This window comes from Paraburkholderia flagellata, assembly GCF_021390645.1.
Lineage (GTDB): Bacteria > Pseudomonadota > Gammaproteobacteria > Burkholderiales > Burkholderiaceae > Paraburkholderia > Paraburkholderia flagellata.
This window is the reverse complement of record NZ_JAJEJT010000002.1, coordinates 1,333,513-1,351,409: the sequence shown is the minus strand read 5'-3', so window position 1 is coordinate 1,351,409 and position 17,897 is coordinate 1,333,513. Positions and strand designations below refer to the sequence as shown.

Genomic DNA, 17,897 nt, shown 5'->3' with positions numbered 1-17,897 from the left:
CGGACGGATACTGGATCGCTCCCCATCGCGCCTCGCGCATTCCACTGAGCATTCACGTGAAGCCGGGCAAGACCGTTACCGTCGCCGACGACCCGCCGCGCTCGCGCGTCGCGGCGCTGCCCGGCGATCTGGTGGCTGGAGCGGTGTCGGCGCTCGTCATGCTGTGCTATGCGATGAGCCTCGGCACGATGATCTTCAGCGCCGATCTTGCCCGCTACGCGATGCTCGGCGTGCCCACCGCGCTCGTCAGCTGTGTCGTCACGGCGCTCGTGATTTCCCTGACAAGCTCGATGCGCCTGAACATCGGCGGCCCCGACAGCAATGCGGCTGCGTTTCTCGCGGGAGTGGCGGCAGGCGTTGCGAGCAGCGTGCGTGCGGACGGCGGCTCCCCGCAGACGCTCCTCCTCACCGTGCTGATCGCCATCGCGCTTTGTTCGCTCGTGACCGGCATCGTGCTCTACGCGATCGGTTCCTCGAAGCGCAGCCGCTCGCTGCAGTTTCTGCCTTATCCGGTCCTCGGCGGTTTCCTCGCCGGCACCGGCTTTCTGCTCCTCGCTGGCGCGTTCCGCGTCATGACGGGCGAGCCCCTGCAATGGCAGACGCTCGCGCGGTTGACACATCTTCACTGGCTCGCCTGGCTGCCCGCGCTCGTCGTAGGCGTGCTGGCCACTGTTCTGATGCGCAGCTGGAAGCACGTTGCAGCGCTGCCGCTCACGCTGGCCTTCGGTATCGTCCTTTTCTACGTTCTGCTAAACGCCGCGGGCCTGTCGATCGACGAAGCGCGCGACATGGGGCTGCTGCTGCCGCGCGTGGCGCTGCGGCTCACAGGGATTCCGGAGTTGCACTTGCGCGCGCAGCTCGCGCAAAGTGGCGTCGACTGGACGGCGATCGCTGCCCACCTTCCGGAGAGCCTCGTGGTCACGTCGGTCTCGGCCGTCACGATCCTGATGAATTCGACGGCAATCGGCGCGGCGACGGGCGTGGAAGTCGACCTCAATCGCGAGATGCGGGCCGCGGGCCTCGCCAATCTCGCAAGCGGCCTGCTGGGCGGCATGGTCGGCTACCAGTCGTTCAATCGCTCGATGCTCAATGCGCGGGTTGGCGCGACGAGCCGCATGGCGGGCGTGTTCGCATCGCTCGCGTGCCTCGTCGTGCTGGCCGCGTCGCCCGGTTTCGTCGCGCTCTTTCCCGTGCCGGTGCTCGTCGGCCTCCAGCTTTTCATGGGGCTGCGGCTCATCATGCAGTGGGTTGTCGGCGCCTGGACGAAGCTCGCCTGGTACGAGTACCTGCTCGTGCCCGTCATTCTCGGCACGATCGCAGCCTGGGGCGTGCTCATTGGCGTCGGCGCAGGCGTCGTCGCCGCGTGTGTGATGTTCACGCTGCTCTACGGCCGGGTGAGTTGCATACGCATGGAGTTCGACCTTCGCACCCGGACATCGAATGTCGAGCGCAACATTGAGGAAACCGAAGCATTGCGCGGACTCGGCGCGCAGGTGTGCGGCATGTGTCTGCAAGGGTTTCTTTTTTTCGGCACGGCCAATTCGATCCTCCAGCGCATACGAGAGCGGCTCGCCGCGCGCGATCCGGTACTGGTTCGATTCGTCGTGCTCGATTTCGCGTCGACTCAAGGCATAGACGCGTCGGTATCGATCAGCTTCGTCAAGCTGCGTCAGCTCTGCGCGGCGATGGACGCGGACTTGATCTTGACCGCGCTGCCGCCGCGCTCGCGCGATCTGCTGACGAAAACCGGCACGCTCAATCTGCGGATTCGTGAATTCGACACGCTCGATACGGGCCTGGAATGGGTAGAAGACCAACTGCTCGCGTCAAGCGCGTTCGCGCCGAAGCTCGGTGACGACCTTGACGCGCTGCTCGCGCCGCATTTCACGGCCAGCGCGCTGAACACGCTCGTCACCTGGCTCGAAGTGCAGGATCTGCACGCGGGCCAGGCGCTGTTTCTTCGTGGGGATCCGGGCGACGCGTTGTACATCATCGAGCGCGGGCGGCTCGCAGTGTCGCTGTCGCTTGGAAACGGGCGGTCGGTGCGGCTGCGCGCTTGCCTGCCGGGCACGGTCATCGGGGAAATGGCCGTGTACACGCAGCAACCGCGCAGCGCAGACGTGTTCGCCGAGGTGCCAACGCGGGTGCGCAGGCTGTCGCTGGCCGCGCTCGTTGCGCTCGAGCGGGACGACCCCGCAGCCGCTCAGCAGTTTCATCGCTTTCTGGTGAAGGTCATCGCGTCGCGCCTCGCGCTCGCTACTGAGGCCCTGCGCGCGGCCTATTGAGCGGTGGGTGTCTGCAACCGTGCATCCATTGTGCATTGAATAAGGTGTGCGTATCACCATGAATGGCGATGCCACTACACGCGAGCGATTTAGCGCTGAAGCCGCGCGGTGATTGTTGGCACAGTTGATGCGGTCATCAATGTCGCTACTAAAACGAGGGGCTCCGGTCGCAGGACGTCCCGGATTCACTGTCTTGCTCGGCACATCACCAGGCGCTAAAAGACAGGGATCAGCGATGCTGCAATAAATTTTCTACCATAGACAAATTAGCTATGAAAACGTTGCGATCCGCGCGCACCCGGCAGAGGGGGCCAGTGGACGATCTGGCGCCACCTGTTTGCAGTCGTATAGCAAAAGGACGTTGAAACCGGACTGTCCAGGCGAGTGCCGCTCCTCATTCCACGGGAGCCTCGCTTGAATTAACCCGGGTGCCGGCGCTGAAGCACGTGGCCCGCCCGCATGCACGGCAAGGGAGTCGAGATGTCTCACGAACTCTATGTCCAGGCACTTAGCGCGATGTTCCTGTTCTGGAATGGGGCGCGTATCCTCACGTACCTCCCGACTATCGGCAAACTCCTCGCGAGGGAAGCGGACATGCGCAGCCACAGTCTGCTGAGCTGGGGCTGCTGGACGCTCAGCAATGGCACATTCGCACTCATGCTCCTCGAAATGAGCCGGGGGATTCCGAATGGGATGTTCTGGATGAATCTGGCCAACACGCTGATGTGCATCATTGTTTCACTCATCATCCTGTTCAGGCGGTTCCCGCGCCTGCGCGCAAGCGTCAGCAAGGCCTATCGAGGCATCAGACGAAGTGCGTCGAAAGCCGGTACCCTGCCTGGACAGCGGGGGCTGCTGCATCTGGGCGAATACAGCCTGGCAGGGGGCGCCAATTTTGCGGGTGATCGCGCACCCGCCACACCGCCTGCGCGATTCGGGCGCCTCGCGCATTGGGTAGCGCCAGCAAGCGTAGTGGCGTTCGGGGTAGCAGGCGCCGCCACGTATGACCTCTGGCCCGACCATGACCAGCGCGCTAGCGTCGACTCAGAGGCCAGCGCACGACAGGCGTCCGGCACAATCAGACCGGCATTGCCAACGCCACAGGTGCCTTCGTCCGCTCAGGTTTCGCCAGCAACAACAGTTCCTGCTCGCGCAACCACAATCGCCCGTGCGGAACGCGCCCCGCCTGCGCCTTCCACTTCGCCCGGCCGCCGCGTCGCACCATCCCACGGCGCTGCTGCACCGCGTGTGGCCACAGGGCGAGTGGGTAAACCGGGCAACGTCGCCGCCCAGAATCACGGGCATTGGGCGTCGCGGTTCATCGCGAGCGTGCGGCAAGCGCTTGGCATAACGCGATCGACACCGCCAAAGCGGCAGTCGCTTGGGGGCGGCCACGGCGCAGCTTCTGCGCGTGCTGAGGTCTCACGGCATGCCCCTTCCCCCTCATTCGATCACGGTGCTGCACAAGCCCGCGATTTTCCGGCACCGCAATCGGCGACAGGTTCGCCCGGTTCCGCGGACGATTTCGCCACGCAGAATCGCCGCCGTTCGGCGCGCCAGGTTCCTGGGTATGACGCGCGGTCGGTAGTTGTCGTCGAAGCGCCACCGGCGGCCCCGGCCCCGGTCGTGTACGACGCGCCTCCAGGTGTGTATCAGGGGCCTCCGGTTGTGTACGCGCAAGCGCCGGTTGCATACGGCGGGGGATATGCGGACGAGTACTGGGACCGTCGGCAATGGCACGACAACGGCTGGCACAAGGGCGGGAAACATCGGCAGCATGATGACGACGATGATTAACGTCTGCCGCGCGGCCAACCGCCCGCGTACTCGCTGGCTGCTACCGCTGATGTCCCGGAATCGTTGCGCGTTGCCATGGGGCGTCAGAGGCGAATTCTCAGCCGGAGCGAAGGCCGGTCTACCCGGCGCGGGCGCGGTGATGCCTTCGAGTTGTGCGCCGTGGCATTTCGCACAGGATTCCGAATAAAGATGTAAGCCGCGCGCGACCTGCGCGTGGTCGAACGCGGGCGCATTCGTGCGCGCTTCGCTCGCAGCGCTGCCGTCGGCACTCTTCAGAATTCTCGTATCTGGCCGTTACCCAACTGATAGCATGTCATGTTGCGCCTTGCTGGAGTTGCCGATTCCGGGGACGACTGCATAGACGATGGCGTTGTGCGGGCACTCAGTCTCTTTGACAGTATGAAAAACCTTGGAATGGACGCCGGAAACGGGTACTGCGTGCCGGTTAGTGACCTGCCTATGCCGGTCATCCGCTACGACGCGCATGGTCAATGGCGCTACATGAATAGCGCGGCGCAGGCGATGCTGGGGGATGCATCTGGCGGCGCCTGCGCGTCGTATGCCGAATCCGGATTGCTGTCGCCGAATGCGCTGCAGCAGTACGGGGATGCCATTCGGGAGGTCGCTGACACGGGCGTCGCGCGCGAACTCGAACTCTCGTTCGATGGACTGCCCGAGGCGCAGCGCCAGCACTACCTGGTGCAATTCGTTAGCGATCCGGTTCAGGACAGCCCTGCCGGGGTGCTTGCGATCTATTTCGACATCACTGCGCGCAAACGCGTGGAGGCAAAACTCCGTGAGCGCGAGTCGTTCCTCGAATCGTTGCTCGATACCATCCCGATTCCCGTCTTCTCGAAGGATAGAGAAGGGCGGTACCTGCACCTGAATCGGGCGTTTGAAGAATTCCTGGGTGTCCCGAAGCAGCGATTCGTCGGCAAGACCGTCTTCGAGACGAGCCCGCAAGCGCTGGCGCAGACCTATTTCGCCAAGGACGAGGAACTGTTTGTGAAAGGCGGGATCCAGCGCTATGAATTCAAGGTCCAGAACGCGAAGCAAGCGGTGCGTGACGTTGAATTCAGCAAGGCGGTTTTCCACGACGATCAAGGCCGGCAGGCCGGCTTGATCGGGGCGATTCTGGACATTACCGAACGTAAGCAGGCGGAGTTCGAGCAGCGGGCGCAATACGAGAAGATCCTGCTTCTCAACAGAAGCCTTGAGGCCAAGGCACTCGAACTATCCGACGCTCGCGCGCAGCTGATCACCGTGCTGCATACCATTCCCGACATGGTGTGGCTAAAGAGTACGACCGGCATTCTCCTGCTGTGCAATCAAAGCTTCGAGCAATTTGTTGGCAAATCGAAAGTTGAGATACTCGGGAGAACCGATTATGTCGTTTTCGATGCCGAGCTTGCCGACTACTTCCGGGAACGCGACAAGGCAGCCATCGAAGCAATGCATGTTTGCGTCGACGAAGAATGGGTGGTCGCTCCCGCGACCGGTGAACGTACGTTGCTCGAAACTCGACGGCTACCGGTATTCGACGCGGCAGGGGCAGTGGCGGGCGTGCTCGGCGTGGCAAGAGACATGACTGAACGGCACCGTTTCGACGAAAGACTGGCCCGTCGTGAGCGCGAATTCAGAACCCTCGTCGAAAACTCGCCCGATACGGTCGCCCGTTATGGAAGGGACTTCAGACGCTTGTATGTCAATCCGACTTTCGCCTCGCTCACGAGGGGAGGCGCAAATGCGCTGCTCGGCAAGTCGCCGAGTGAATTCCCCGGGGGGCGAGCCACCGTTCTCTACGAGCGGCAACTCGGGGAAGTATTCGCAACGGCGAGCGACAGAGAGTTCGAGCTGAGCTGGGAGGCTGCAGACGGCAGGCAACTCACCCACCTGCTCAGGTTGACGCCGGAGTTGGGAGCGAACGGCACGGTGGAAACGGTTCTTGCCGTGGGACGGGACATCTCGGAACTTCACGCGTCCAGAGCGAAAATCCATCGCATGGCGTATTTCGACGCGCTGACCGCGTTGCCGAACCGCGTCCTGTTCAACGAACGGTTGCGCGAGGCGCTCACCAGCAGCACAGACGCTCGCTTTGCAGCCGTCATGATGATCGACATGGACCGTTTCAAGGGTGTCAACGATACGTTGGGCCACGCGGTCGGCGATGAATTGCTGCGTGAGGCGGCGTGCCGCCTGCTCGACTGTGTGCGTGCCGGCGACACAGTCGCCCGCTTTGGCGGCGACGAGTTCGCCATTCTGCTGCCCGAGGTTTCCGACCACGGCATTCTCGAACAGATCTCGGAGATGATCATCAAGCGGCTCGATGAGCCGTTCCTGCTCGACGGAAGAGAGGTGTTCATCTCATGCAGCATCGGCATCGCGCTTTATCCGACCGACAGCACGGATGCAAAGGATTTGCTCCGATATGCAGATTCGGCAATGTACCAGGCGAAGCGATCAGGCCGGCGAGGTTTTCGTTTCTATACGAAAGACATGACCATCGAGGCCACCGCGCGGCTGTTGCTGGAGTCGGAGTTGCGCCGCGCGATCGATCAAGGCGAGTTCGAACTGCACTATCAACCGCAGGTTTTGCTCCAGGGTGCGGAGGTCATCGGCTCGGAAGCATTGTTGAGATGGAAGCGTCCCGGCGAAGGGTTCGTTCGGCCTGGTCAGTTCATACCGCTTGCGGAGGAAACCGGTCTGATCGTCGAGCTCGGGCGATGGGTGCTTCGCGAAGCCTGTCGTGCAGCCGCCGAATGGAATACGGATGGGAGCGTGCGGCACAAGGTGTCGATCAATCTGTCTGCCCGGCAGTTTCAGTCGCGCGACCTGGTGCTGGTGGTCAAAGAAATCCTCGAGGAAACAGGCTGCCGGCCTCAGTGGCTGGAATTCGAAATTACCGAAAGCCTGCTGCTTGCTGAGAACGATTCGGTCATGAGCGCGCTTCTGGCATTCGAGGACATGGGGTTGTCGATCGCGATCGACGACTTCGGTACAGGTTATTCCGCGCTTAGCTATTTGACCCGTTTTCCTATTGATACGCTCAAGATCGATCGTACGTTCATTCAGCGAGTCACGTCCGACCGACGACATGCCGAACTCGTGAAGGCGATCCTTTCCATCGCACGTTGCCTTGGGCAGCGGGTCGTTGCCGAAGGCGTCGAGACGATAGAGCAGGCGGCATTTCTCGATGCGCATGGTTGTGAGGTCGCACAAGGGTTCCTCTACAGCAAGCCGCTGCGGCAGTCCGAAATTGCGTCGCTTCCGCGTTATCTCAGCGTCGCGTGCGGCGGCCAATCGTAAGGGCGCGCTAAAAAACGCGTCTGTTTCGCCGTGGTTTTTCGGCATTCAGGATTGCTCATCGGGCATTCTCCGGACGATCGACGCAAAACGTACCTCCAATATCGGCAAACCGTTCGCCGTGATATAGCCGTGCGCCCGTTTTTGCGGGATCATCCGGCCCTCCAGGATACGGGATCTCACGCTATTCACTACCCATGGAAAATGGCCTTCTACTTTTCCCGGTCGCGGCGCTTCACGTTGAGGCGACCGGCGAGCCGCTGTGGTTTCGCCGGGCGCCCAGCTCGCACGCGGCGGTCATTTCCGACTTCGGGGACGTTCCCGACGTGCTCATGCGTCTGCCCGAATGCTGGTGTGTCGTCCCCGGCGCCCGGCTTGAAGGGTTGCACGACGACGAGGACATTGCCGAAGCCGACCCGCGCTTCAACGGCGCGCTCCCCGATCATCACTTCGCGGTAGTCCGCCACACCGACCGGCGCCTGAACGTCGCGCTCCTGCTGATGAACGCCGCGGAAGCGGTGCTCTTGCCCACGCGTATTTACGGCGCGCGCGAGCCGTTCGAAGGCTGCGTGCCAGGTGTTGAAGCGGCCCTCGTCGAAGCCGCTGGCCAGTGTGCCTGAAGCATGGCGCAGGCCTACGGGTGATCCCTGCTAGGCAGCGCAGCGGGAAGATGCATCCCGCTGTTTTGTAAGCGCAATATTGGTATCGCAAGGGATACGTAATAATTTTACCGACCGTTTGCCGATTTGGGAGCTGTTTCAAAAACTGACTAAAGCTAATTTTCCGCAAGGCCAAAACGAATGTACTTGCGGAGAAAAGATGCTACGAAATTGGAGACGGGCGCTGCTGATGGCGGGCGGCGCCGCGATAGCCGCCCACGCGGCCCATGTCCTCGCAACCGAGAAGGCCGAGGACCTGACGATCGCGAAGATGCCGGCGTACAGCCCGCATCAGGTGTACGTGGTGGACGTCAACTTCAGCTCGATGACGGACGCGCGCACGAATGTCCTCGACGGCGACGCCAACCGCTTCCTCGGGCAGATCGACGCCGGTTTCGCGCCGGGCTTCGCGATCAGTCCCGATCACAAGACGAGCTACGTCGCCACCACGTACTTTGCGCGCGGCTCGCACGGCGCACGTACCGATGTCGTCGAAATGACGGACAACACGACGCTGCAAATCACGGGCGAAGTCGTGATCCCGCCGAAGCACGCGCAAAGCGTACCGTCGCCGTATAACACGTCGCTTTCGAAAGACGGCAAGTGGCTTTACGTCGCGAACATCACGCCCGCCACGTCGGTCACCGTGGTCAACACGGCCACGCACCAGGTCGCCTCGGAGATCGATACGGACGGTTGCGTGCTCGCCTATCCGTCGGGTAGCGACCGCTTCACGTCGCTGTGCGAAAGCGGCAAGGCGCTGACCGTCGTGCTCGGCGCGAACGGCAAGGAAAAGAGCCGCAAATTGTCGGAGCCGTTCATCGATGTCGCGAAAGATCCGGCATTCGTGAACGCGTCGCGCAGCGGCAATACGTACTGGTTCGCGACGTTCAATGGCAACGTGCGCACCGCCGATTTCAGCGGCCCGGCGCCGGTGTTCGGCACGCCGTGGCCGCTCGTGACGCCGGATGAGGCGAAGGCCGGCTGGCGTCCCGGCGGCCTGCAGCAAACCGCGCTGCACGTGCCGACGCAGCGTCTTTTCGTGGCGATGCACCAGGGCGCAGAGGGCTCGCACAAGGACCCGGCAAGCGAAGTCTGGGTGTTCGATCTGAAGACGCACAAGCGCATTGCGCGCTGGAAACTCGCGGACCAGAAGATCGATCCGCTGCTCTCGATCCAGGTGAGCGAAGACGCGCATCCGCTCTTTTACGGCATCACGACGACCTCCGACGTGGTCGTTGCCGACGCGGCAACGGGCAAGCTCAAGCACGTTCACAAGCAGGTCGGCGCGACGTCGTCGCTGCTGGTCAATCCGTAACGAGGCGCGAATCATGATTTCAGGTCTCGTTATCGATCCGGTCGTCTCGACTGTTGCGCTCGCAACCACATCGATCATCACCTTGACGCTCGCAATGCCGAAGGTGATGCGCCAGTCCGATTTGCGGCAAGCCGTGGCGGGCTTCCAGTTGCTGCCGCACATGCTCGTCACGCCGTTCGCGCTCGCCTTGCCGATCGTCGAAGTGGCCGCCACGCTCGCGTGCCTCGTGCCCGCCACGCGCAGCCTGGGCGCCGCGGCGCTCGCCGCGCTCTTCGTGCTGTTTGCGTTCGCGCTCGGCATCAACGTGGCGCGCGGGCGTACCGATATCGACTGTGGCTGCAATGGTTTTCGCCAGACGGGCGGTCCCGCCGCTCACTCGATCGGATGGGCGCACGTGGCGCGGGTGCTGCTGCTGGCCGCACTGGCCGCGCTCGCAGGCGCGCCGCAAAGCGTGCGCGCGGTCGTCTGGTTCGACTATCTGAGCGTGCTGGGCGCGACGCTCTTCGCCGTTGCCGCATTTTTTACCCTGGACGTGCTGCTCGCCAACCGTCCGAAGCTGAATCACCTGAGGAACTCGTAATGGAAAACGCACTGTTGATCTCTAACGCTCTGCTGTGGGCCGGTGTGCTCGCGCTCGGCGCCATCTCGCTCGCACTGGTTCGCCAGATCGGCATTCTGTACGAAAGGATGATGCCCGTCGGCGCACTGATGATCGACAAGGGGCCGGCGGTCGGCACTGTGGGCCCGTCGTTCGAGCTGGGCGCGCTCGACGGCCGTCAGGTCAAGGTGGGCGGAATCTCGGCCGCGGGCCGCAGCACGCTCGTGTTCTTCCTCTCGCCGAGCTGCCCGGTGTGCAAGAAGCTGCTGCCGCTGCTGCCGTCGATCCAGGCGCGCGAAACGGCCACCGACATCGTGCTCGCAAGCGATGGCGACACGACGGAACACGCAGCGTTCTACAAGAAGCTCGGCCTGAGCCAGTTCCCCTATGTACTCTCGCAGGAACTGGGCATGGCCTACCAGATCGGCAAGCTGCCCTATGCACTCCTGATTGACGAGTCGGGCAAGATCCGCGCGAAGGGCCTCGTGAATTCGCGTGAACACCTCGAAAGCCTCTTCGAAGCGAAGGAGCGCGGCGTGGCGTCGCTGCAGGAGTACGTCCACGGGGATCACGCAGGTCATGCGCATCACGCGGAGCAGCACGCCTGAGCACGTCATCAAAGAACAGAACGACAGGACGATAAGCATGAAATGGTTCGACAACTTCTTCGAGCTGAGAGCGCGCACCGTCGCGCAGCGCAGCTCGCGGCGCAGCGCCATGGCGACGCTTGGCCGCGCGCTGGTCGGCTCGGCGCTCGTGCCGCTCTTGCCGGTGGACCGCACCTTCGCAGCGGAAAACGCGGCCGCTGCAAGCGGTGCAAGCGCGCCGGCTGCGGGAAAAAACGACGATCCCTATAGCTGCGACTACTGGCGCTATTGCGCGATCGACGGCTGGCTGTGCAGTTGCTGCGGCGGCACGTCGAGCAGCTGCCCGCCCGGCACGACGCCTTCGCCGATCACGTGGATCGGCACCTGCCGCAATCCGCACGACAACACCGACTACATCGTGTCGTACAACGACTGCTGCGGCAAAACGTCGTGCGGGCGCTGCTTCTGCAACCGCAACGAGCGCGAGAAGCCGCTCTACAAGCTCTCGCTGGACAACGACATCAACTGGTGCATGGCAAGCGGAAACGCGAACTATCACTGCTCTGTATCCGCCTTGCTTGGAGTGGCGCAGCAATGACATCGACGATTTCCAACCAGCGCCTCGCGAAGTGGGTCATGACGTTGTGCGCGGCGGGAGCCGCGCTGATGGCGGGCGACGCGTTTGCGCAGAACGTGCAGTTTGCGCCGGGCAAGGCGTTCTTCGACACGAAGTGCGCCGTGTGCCACCAGGCGGGCGGCAGGGGGCAGGACGGTCTCGCGCCGCCGCTCACCGAACTGCCGGGCCGCTATGCCGCGAATGGCGAAGGGCGCAAGCAGCTCGGCCTCACGGTGCTCAACGGCATGTTCGGCCAGATCGCGATCAAGGACAAAACCTACAACTTCAAGATGCCGAGCTTCCGGACCGAATCCGACGAGGATCTCGCGAGCGTGCTCAATTACCTCGTGTTCGACGCGAATGCGAAGCATGCGGGCGCGAAGCCGTTCACGGCGGCTGAAGTGAAGGCGCTGCGCGTGACGCAGATGGACGGCGCGCAGGTGCGCGAGCATCGCGCAGCCACGCTCAAGAGCCTCGGGCTATGAAGGCGAGGCATGCGCGTGTGTGGCTTGCTGCATGTGCATTCGCGCTCGGCGCGAGCGCGCATGCGCAGGAGCGCGGCTACGACGCGGCCTCTGCGCGCGAGGCGTGGACGCTCAACTGCATGGGCTGCCATACGGGCGACGCGCATGCCATTCCGGGCAAGGTGCCGCCGCTCTCCAACGAGCTAGGGCATTTCGTGCGCTTGCCTGAAGGACGCGAGTTCGTGATGCGCGTACCGGGTGCGTCGAATTCCTCGCTGAGCGACGCGGAGCTCGCAAACGTTTTGAACTGGCTGATCGATACGAAGAACGCGGACACGCGGCCCGCAGATTTCAGGCCTTATACCGCGCAGGAAATCGCAGCACGGCGCAGGCCGGCGCTCACCGACGTCGCGAAGCATCGCGCGGCGCTGGTCGAGCGTATGCACAAAAGCGGCGATACAGCCGTAGCTGAACAGTACTAACGAAAGGCAAGAGCGGGCCGCAACGCGGCGACCGTGCGATTCAACAGGTATTGGAGATCGAGACGATGAAAGGCAAGACGCAGATGGGAGCGATGTGTTCGGCAGCCGCGCTGGCGGCAGTATTGAGCACGCTCGCGGGTGGGGCGCTGGCGGATACGGCCGGCATGGAGAAGGGCGCGAGCGCCGATGGCCGGATTCCGGCCTATGCGGGTCCGCAAGCCGCACCGGCCGACTGGTCGTATGGCAAGGTGCGCGGCGATTACTGGAAGCACAAGGGCGAGAAGCCGCTCTTCTCGATCGACGCGAGCAACGTCGACAAATACGCGGACAACCTCACGCCGGGCCAGGTTCAGCTCATCAAGCAGAAGAAGGGCTACCGCATGGACGTGTATCCGACGCACCGCGAATGCGGCGCGCCTGATTTCGTGCAGGCCAACACGGCGCTCAACGCGACCCAGGCGAAGATGGATTCGACGGGCGAGGGGCTGCAGAGCGCAAGCCTGCCCGGCATGCCGTTCCCCGCGCCGAAAACGGGCGCGGAAGCGATGTGGGATCACCTCGCGCGCTATCGCGGCATCGGCGCGGAGTGGCAAAAGGCGGTGACGGCGGCGTCGCCGCGGCCGGGCAGCACGGACTGGATCAAGGCCGAATCGAAGCAGACGCTCTACTTCCCGTGGGGCAAGAAGGGCACCGCCACGCCGCAGCAGGCCGGCATGCTCTACGCGATCTACTTCGCCTATGAAACGCCCGCCGCGCTCGCGGGGCAGGGTCTCGTGCAGCGCGACTACTTCGACAAGGCGAGCGACACGTTCTACTACTTCACGGGTCAGCGCCGCGTGCGCCGCATGCCGGCGTATTCGTACGACGCGCCGCAGATCGGCTTCGAGAACCAGTACACGGTCGATGAACCGTGGCTCTTCAACGGCCAGCTCGACCGCTTCAACTGGAAGCTCGTCGGCAAGAAGGAAATCTATATTCCGTACGACGACTTCGGCATGTTCAACTTCAAGGCGAAGTTCGACGACGTCTTCAAGCCGGACGCCGTCAACCCCGAAGCGCGCCGCTACGAAATGCACCGCGTCTACGTCGTGGAGGCGACGCTGAAGTCCGGCGTGCGCCACGTCGCGACGAAGAAAGTCTTCTACATCGACGAAGACAGCGGCCTTGCGGTGGCCGCCGAAGACTACGATGCCCAGGGCAAGCTCTGGAAGGTCAAGGAGGCGTATCCGATTCCGGTGTACGAGCTGCACGGCGCCTGCGACGTCGAGCCGTTCGTGCAGTACGACCTCAACAATGGCCGTTACGTGACCGACCAGTCGACCATCGGTACGGACACCGACATCCGCTGGTACGAAGACTCGAACGATGCGCGCTTCAAGGACGACTTCTATTCGTCCGAAAACCTGCGCGCCGTGAGCGAGCGATAACGTAGCGTCCGGCAGTGGCGGCGCGCGCGCGGGGACGTGCGCCGCCACCCTTCATATTCGACCTGGAAGAAAGCGGGCAGGGGAAAAGCGTGATATCGAAGACAAAAATCAGCGCAGCAGTTTCATTAGTCATGCTAACGGCGGCACAGGGGGCCTCGGCATACGAGTTCACACTCGACGACGGCGCCGTCAACGGATCGTGGGTCTCGAACCTCACGGCGGGCGGCGGCATTCGGGTCAAGAACCCGAGCTGCTCGCTCACCGGCGACCCGAACGCGAATGGCTGCGGCGCGGGTGCGAACACAGCGCAGTGGGCATCGGGCGACGATGGCAACCTCAACTATCGCAAAGGGCAGCCGTTCAGCACGTATGTCAGCGCGACGAGCGAGCTGCTGCTCACGATGCCCAGTCAAGGCGTCAAGTTCATGGTGCGCGGCACCGCGATGTACGACTTTCTGGCGAACGACACGAACAGAACGCCGCTGTCGAGCACCGCTGCCGCGCAGATTGTTTATCCGGTCGATCTGCTCGATCTCTGGGTCCAGAAGGATTTCACGCTCAACGACCGCTCGGCGCACGTGCGGCTCGGCAATCAGGTCATCAACTGGGGCGAGAGCTTCTTTGCGACCAACGGCATCAATGCGACCAACGCCGTTGATATTCAAAAGCTGCTGATTCCGGGCACCCAGCTCAAGCAGGCGCTGCTGCCCGAACCGATGATCAGCTTCGCGGCGGGCATCACTTCGGGACTCAGCACCGAGGCCTACTACCAGTTCAATTGGGAAAGCAACCGCTATCCGCCGGTCGGCTCCTACTGGTCCGCGGGCGACATTTTCGGGCGCGGCGCGGGCCCGTTGACGATCAGCACGATCAACGGCAACGTGAACGGCCCCGACGCGGGCACGATCGCGGGTCCGAACGCGGGCAACTCGCAGGCGATCTCGGGCATTAACTCTGGCCTCGTCAACGGGGTGTATGCGGGCCCTCCGTTCAACTCGATCGGCATTCCGACCTCGACGCAACTGCCGAACAAATACCGCCCGCAGTTCGGCGTCAAGTTCAACTACAAGCCGAAGAACGTCGACGTCAATTTCGGCTTCTATTACGAAAACTATACCGACAAGTCACCGGTTGCCTCGGCGCTGGCGAATGGCACGGAACAGTTCCAGTATCTCCAGAACCGGCAGCTGTTCGGTGCGAGTGCGAACTTTGGTATTGGCGACTGGGCGATCGGCACCGAACTTTCGTATCGTCCGCACGATGCGGTCGCGCTGTCCGGGTGCTTTGGCGCGGGCGGCCCGCTCGACTTCAACACGAATGGCGTGTCGGGTGTCAATTGCCAGCAGTGGGAAGACCGAAAAAAGCTGCAGTATCTGATCAACGGGCAATTGAATCTCACGCAAAGCGAATATCCGTTCCTGAAGCTGCTTCACGCCGACATGGCGGTGCTCACGATGGAACTCGCGTGGATCTACTACCCGGGCCTCAATTCGAACGGCGTGACGCGCACGGTCGATGGCCAGCAGGTGACGCAGGCGCCGGCCGCGGGCTACTTCACCTGGCTGAACAACGACTCAGGCCTCGGTTACCCGATCACGGCGGCAAAGGGCACGGCAAGCTCGGTCGGCGCGACGATCGACTTCAACTGGACCTATGACGGCACGATCATTCCTGGCTGGCAAGTTACGCCTGGCGTGACGTTCAGCGACGCTCTGTACGGCTACACGCCAACGTTCACCGCGAACTACATGCAGGGCGCGAAGTCCGTCAACGTCTATCTGCTTTTCAATCAGAACCCGACGGTCTGGCAGGCCGGTATCAACTTCACGGCTTTCTTCGGTGGTCACGACACCGTTGGGCAGCCGTACGCCGACCGCAATTTCGTCGGCATCTTCGCAACACGCAATTTTTAAGCAGGCAGGCGCGCGCCTTGTTGGTGCGCGCCTAAAACGGCAGCAGACTTTGAGGGGCGCAATGTGTTGAATCGTCTGGTTGGCAAGCTCGAGAGGTTCCTGTTCGGGCATCGCGCGATCACGCTGGGCGTGATCGCCTTATTCACGGTCGTGATGGCCGTGTTCGCGCTGCAGTTGCGCATGGACGCCGGATTCGAGAAGCAGATTCCGACCGAACACGAGTACGTCAAGACCTTCCAGCAATACCGGAACGATCTGCTCGGCGCGAACCGCATCACGGTTGTGCTCAAGGCGCGCAACGGCACGATCTGGACGCGCGAAGGCCTCACCCGGCTCTACGAAATCACGCAGGCCGTGGGCTATCTGCCGAACGTGGATCGCGGCGGCGTGCAGTCGCTCTGGACACCTAACTCGTTCGTCAACGAGATCACCGAAGACGGCTTTCGCGCCGACCCGCTGATCGACGGCACGATCACGCCGGAGAGTCTCACGCCCGAGAAGATCGCCTCGATTCGCCAGTCCACCTCGGCGGGCGGCTACGTCGGCGTGCTCGTCTCGCGTGACCAGACGAGCGCAATGGTGACGGCGGAGCTGAACGAGCGCGACGCGAACGGCAAGGCGCTCGACTACGTGGCGTTCAACCATATCCTCGAAGAGAAGCTGCGCAAGCCCTATGAAAACGGCGCGTATCAGGTGCAGATCATCGGCTTCGCGAAGCAGATCGGCGACATTGCCGACGGCGCTTCGGGCGTGCTGGTGTTCTGTGCGCTCGCGCTGGTGCTCACGGCGGCGGCCGTCTACTGGTACAGCCGCTCGCTGCGCTTCACGATCCTGCCTATCGTGTGCTCGCTCACGTCGCTCGTGTGGCAGTTCGGCACGCTGCGCATACTCGGCTTCGGCCTCGACCCGCTCGCGGTGCTGGTGCCGTTTCTCGTCTTCGCCATTGGCGTTTCGCACGGCATTCAGCAGATCAACTTCATCGTGCGCGAGCTGTCGCATGGACGCAGCCCGATGGAAGCCGCGCGTCACAGCTTCAGCGGCCTCTTGATCCCCGGCACGCTCGCGCTCGTCACCGCGCTCGTGTCGTTCATCACGCTGCTGCTCATTCCCATTCCGATGGTGCGCGAACTGGCGATCACGGCTTCGCTCGGCGTTGGCTACAAGATCGTGACGAACCTCGTGATGCTGCCGGTCGTTGCATCGTGTCTGCATTTCACCAAGGAGTACGCGGACCGCGCGCTGGCCGCTCGCGAGCGGCGCGCGCATTGGCTGAGGCTGCTCGCGCGGCTGGCCGAGCCGCGCAATGCGGCGATCACGCTTGCCGTGACCGCGATGATTTTCGGCGTGGCGGTGTGGCAAAGCCGCGATCGCGTGGTGGGCACGCTACAGCCTGGCGCCCCCGAGCTGCGCGCCGACTCGCGCTTCAACCAGGATGCCGTTGCGATCGCAACCAGCTACGACGTCGGCCTCGACTGGCTCACGGTCGTGTTCGAGACGCCGCGCGTTGCCGACTGCACCGACCCGCGCCTCGGCATCTTCGAAGACGACTTTACCGGCTCGATGAACCGGGTGCCTGGTGTCGTCTCGGTCAGCTCGTATCCGCTGATGCTGCGCACTTACAACGAGGGCTATAACGAAGGCAATCCGAAGATGTTCGTCGTGCCGATCGACCCGACCAACTATGCGGCGCTGAGCGCCGAAATCAACCGGGTGCACGGCTACATGACGAAGGACTGCAAGATGACTGCGGTGCATCTGTTCCTGGCCGACCACAAGGCAGCGACGATCAACCGCGTGATCGATGCCGTGAAGACGTACCGCGCGGAAAACCATCTGGAGGGCGTGACGATCCGGCTTGCTGCCGGCAACGCGGGCGTGCTCGCCGCGACCAACGACGAAGTGGCGCGCAGCGAACTGCCGATGATGCTCTACGTCTACGCGGCCATCGTCGTGCTCGTGCTGCTCGCGTATCGCGACCTGCGCGCGGTGATCGCCTGCTGCCTGCCTTTGACGGTGGCGACTTTCATCGGCTACTGGTTCATGAAGCAACTGCAGATCGGCCTCACGGTCGCGACCTTGCCGGTCATGGTGCTGGCAGTGGGTATCGGCGTGGACTACGCGTTCTACATCTACAACCGGCTGCAACTGCATCTCTCGCATGACGTGCCCGTGGTGAAGGCAGTCGAACAGTCGATTCTCGAAGTGGGCGTGGCGACGATCTTCACGGCAATCACGCTTGCTGTTGGCGTCGCGACATGGAGTTTCTCCGCACTGAAGTTCCAGGCGGACATGGGCAAGCTGCTCGCGTTCATGTTCATCGTGAACCTCGTGATGGCGATGACGGCGCTGCCCGCGCTCGCGGTCTGGCTCACACGGCTCTTCCCGCGCCGCTCGGCGGTTAAAAGCTCGAGCTTCTTCACTCACTAGCCCGCCACGAGGACGATTCGC

The 17,897-nt window shown here is 62.9% G+C and carries 13 protein-coding genes and 1 pseudogene; 13 read left to right on the top strand and 1 reads right to left on the bottom strand.

The window, feature by feature from the left end; translation table 11 throughout:
• Positions 1-56 precede the first annotated feature (56 nt).
• Together L0U83_RS20420 and L0U83_RS20415 are read left to right on the top strand one after the other, a co-directional pair.
• Positions 57-2,285 carry an SLC26A/SulP transporter family protein gene (locus tag L0U83_RS20420; RefSeq protein ID WP_233886587.1) on the top strand — a complete coding sequence of 743 codons (2,229 nt, stop codon included), beginning with the start codon at positions 57-59 and terminating at the stop codon, positions 2,283-2,285.
• A gap of 480 nt (positions 2,286-2,765) precedes the next feature.
• A complete protein-coding gene (locus L0U83_RS20415; RefSeq protein WP_233886622.1) occupies positions 2,766-4,082 on the top strand; it encodes a hypothetical protein in 1,317 nt (438 codons plus the stop codon).
• A gap of 93 nt (positions 4,083-4,175) precedes the next feature.
• Here the strand turns inward: L0U83_RS20415 and L0U83_RS41040 are convergent.
• Positions 4,176-4,358 (bottom strand): annotated as a pseudogene (locus tag L0U83_RS41040) (c-type cytochrome); the annotation flags it as partial.
• A 39-nt stretch (positions 4,359-4,397) separates the two neighbouring features.
• Here L0U83_RS41040 and L0U83_RS20405 point away from each other — a divergent pair.
• From L0U83_RS20405 to L0U83_RS20355, 11 genes are all read left to right on the top strand, one after another.
• Positions 4,398-7,388 carry an EAL domain-containing protein gene (locus tag L0U83_RS20405; RefSeq protein WP_233885782.1) on the top strand — a complete coding sequence of 997 codons (2,991 nt, stop codon included), beginning with the start codon at positions 4,398-4,400 and terminating at the stop codon, positions 7,386-7,388.
• Between the two features lie 194 nt (positions 7,389-7,582).
• On the top strand, positions 7,583-8,005 hold the full coding sequence (locus L0U83_RS20400) for a hypothetical protein (RefSeq protein ID WP_233885780.1): 423 nt from the start codon (positions 7,583-7,585) through the stop codon (positions 8,003-8,005).
• Between the two features lie 199 nt (positions 8,006-8,204).
• The gene (locus L0U83_RS20395) at positions 8,205-9,362 is read left to right on the top strand and encodes an amine dehydrogenase large subunit (protein WP_373321069.1); all 1,158 of its coding nucleotides are present in this window, start codon (positions 8,205-8,207) and stop codon (positions 9,360-9,362) included.
• A gap of 13 nt (positions 9,363-9,375) precedes the next feature.
• A complete protein-coding gene (locus tag L0U83_RS20390) occupies positions 9,376-9,942 on the top strand; it encodes a MauE/DoxX family redox-associated membrane protein (RefSeq protein ID WP_233885779.1) in 567 nt (188 codons plus the stop codon).
• A complete protein-coding gene (gene mauD, locus L0U83_RS20385) occupies positions 9,942-10,568 on the top strand; it encodes a methylamine dehydrogenase accessory protein MauD (protein WP_233885776.1) in 627 nt (208 codons plus the stop codon). The genes L0U83_RS20390 and mauD overlap by 1 nt, the downstream gene beginning before the upstream one ends.
• A 37-nt stretch (positions 10,569-10,605) precedes the next feature.
• Positions 10,606-11,145, top strand: coding sequence for a methylamine dehydrogenase light chain (locus tag L0U83_RS20380; protein WP_233885774.1), 540 nt, complete (start codon positions 10,606-10,608; stop codon positions 11,143-11,145).
• Positions 11,142-11,648, top strand: coding sequence for a c-type cytochrome (locus tag L0U83_RS20375; RefSeq protein WP_373321068.1), 507 nt, complete (start codon positions 11,142-11,144; stop codon positions 11,646-11,648). The genes L0U83_RS20380 and L0U83_RS20375 overlap by 4 nt, the downstream gene beginning before the upstream one ends.
• Entirely contained in the window at positions 11,645-12,109 is a 465-nt protein-coding gene (locus L0U83_RS20370; RefSeq protein WP_201700694.1) for a cytochrome c family protein, read from the top strand. The genes L0U83_RS20375 and L0U83_RS20370 overlap by 4 nt, the downstream gene beginning before the upstream one ends.
• A gap of 65 nt (positions 12,110-12,174) precedes the next feature.
• Positions 12,175-13,536: a DUF1329 domain-containing protein gene (locus tag L0U83_RS20365; protein ID WP_233885772.1), complete on the top strand. Its 1,362-nt coding sequence runs from the start codon at positions 12,175-12,177 to the stop codon at positions 13,534-13,536.
• An 89-nt stretch (positions 13,537-13,625) separates the two neighbouring features.
• Entirely contained in the window at positions 13,626-15,449 is a 1,824-nt protein-coding gene (locus L0U83_RS20360; protein WP_373321067.1) for a DUF1302 domain-containing protein, read from the top strand.
• Positions 15,450-15,512: 63 nt separating this feature from the next.
• Positions 15,513-17,876 (top strand): efflux RND transporter permease subunit, encoded by a 2,364-nt coding sequence (locus tag L0U83_RS20355; protein ID WP_233885769.1) that lies wholly within the window; start codon positions 15,513-15,515, stop codon positions 17,874-17,876.
• Positions 17,877-17,897 lie beyond the last annotated feature (21 nt).

Coding starts and splice junctions, on each gene's coding strand:
- mauD (WP_233885776.1), top strand. CDS start 9,942: ATGGAAAACGCACTGTTGATCTCTAACGCTCTGCTGTGGGCCGGTGTG.
- L0U83_RS20415 (WP_233886622.1), top strand. CDS start 2,766: ATGTCTCACGAACTCTATGTCCAGGCACTTAGCGCGATGTTCCTGTTC.
- L0U83_RS20395 (WP_373321069.1), top strand. CDS start 8,205: ATGCTACGAAATTGGAGACGGGCGCTGCTGATGGCGGGCGGCGCCGCG.
- L0U83_RS20400 (WP_233885780.1), top strand. CDS start 7,583: ATGGAAAATGGCCTTCTACTTTTCCCGGTCGCGGCGCTTCACGTTGAG.
- L0U83_RS20405 (WP_233885782.1), top strand. CDS start 4,398: ATGTTGCGCCTTGCTGGAGTTGCCGATTCCGGGGACGACTGCATAGAC.
- L0U83_RS20370 (WP_201700694.1), top strand. CDS start 11,645: ATGAAGGCGAGGCATGCGCGTGTGTGGCTTGCTGCATGTGCATTCGCG.
- L0U83_RS20365 (WP_233885772.1), top strand. CDS start 12,175: ATGAAAGGCAAGACGCAGATGGGAGCGATGTGTTCGGCAGCCGCGCTG.
- L0U83_RS20375 (WP_373321068.1), top strand. CDS start 11,142: ATGACATCGACGATTTCCAACCAGCGCCTCGCGAAGTGGGTCATGACG.
- L0U83_RS20380 (WP_233885774.1), top strand. CDS start 10,606: ATGAAATGGTTCGACAACTTCTTCGAGCTGAGAGCGCGCACCGTCGCG.
- L0U83_RS20390 (WP_233885779.1), top strand. CDS start 9,376: ATGATTTCAGGTCTCGTTATCGATCCGGTCGTCTCGACTGTTGCGCTC.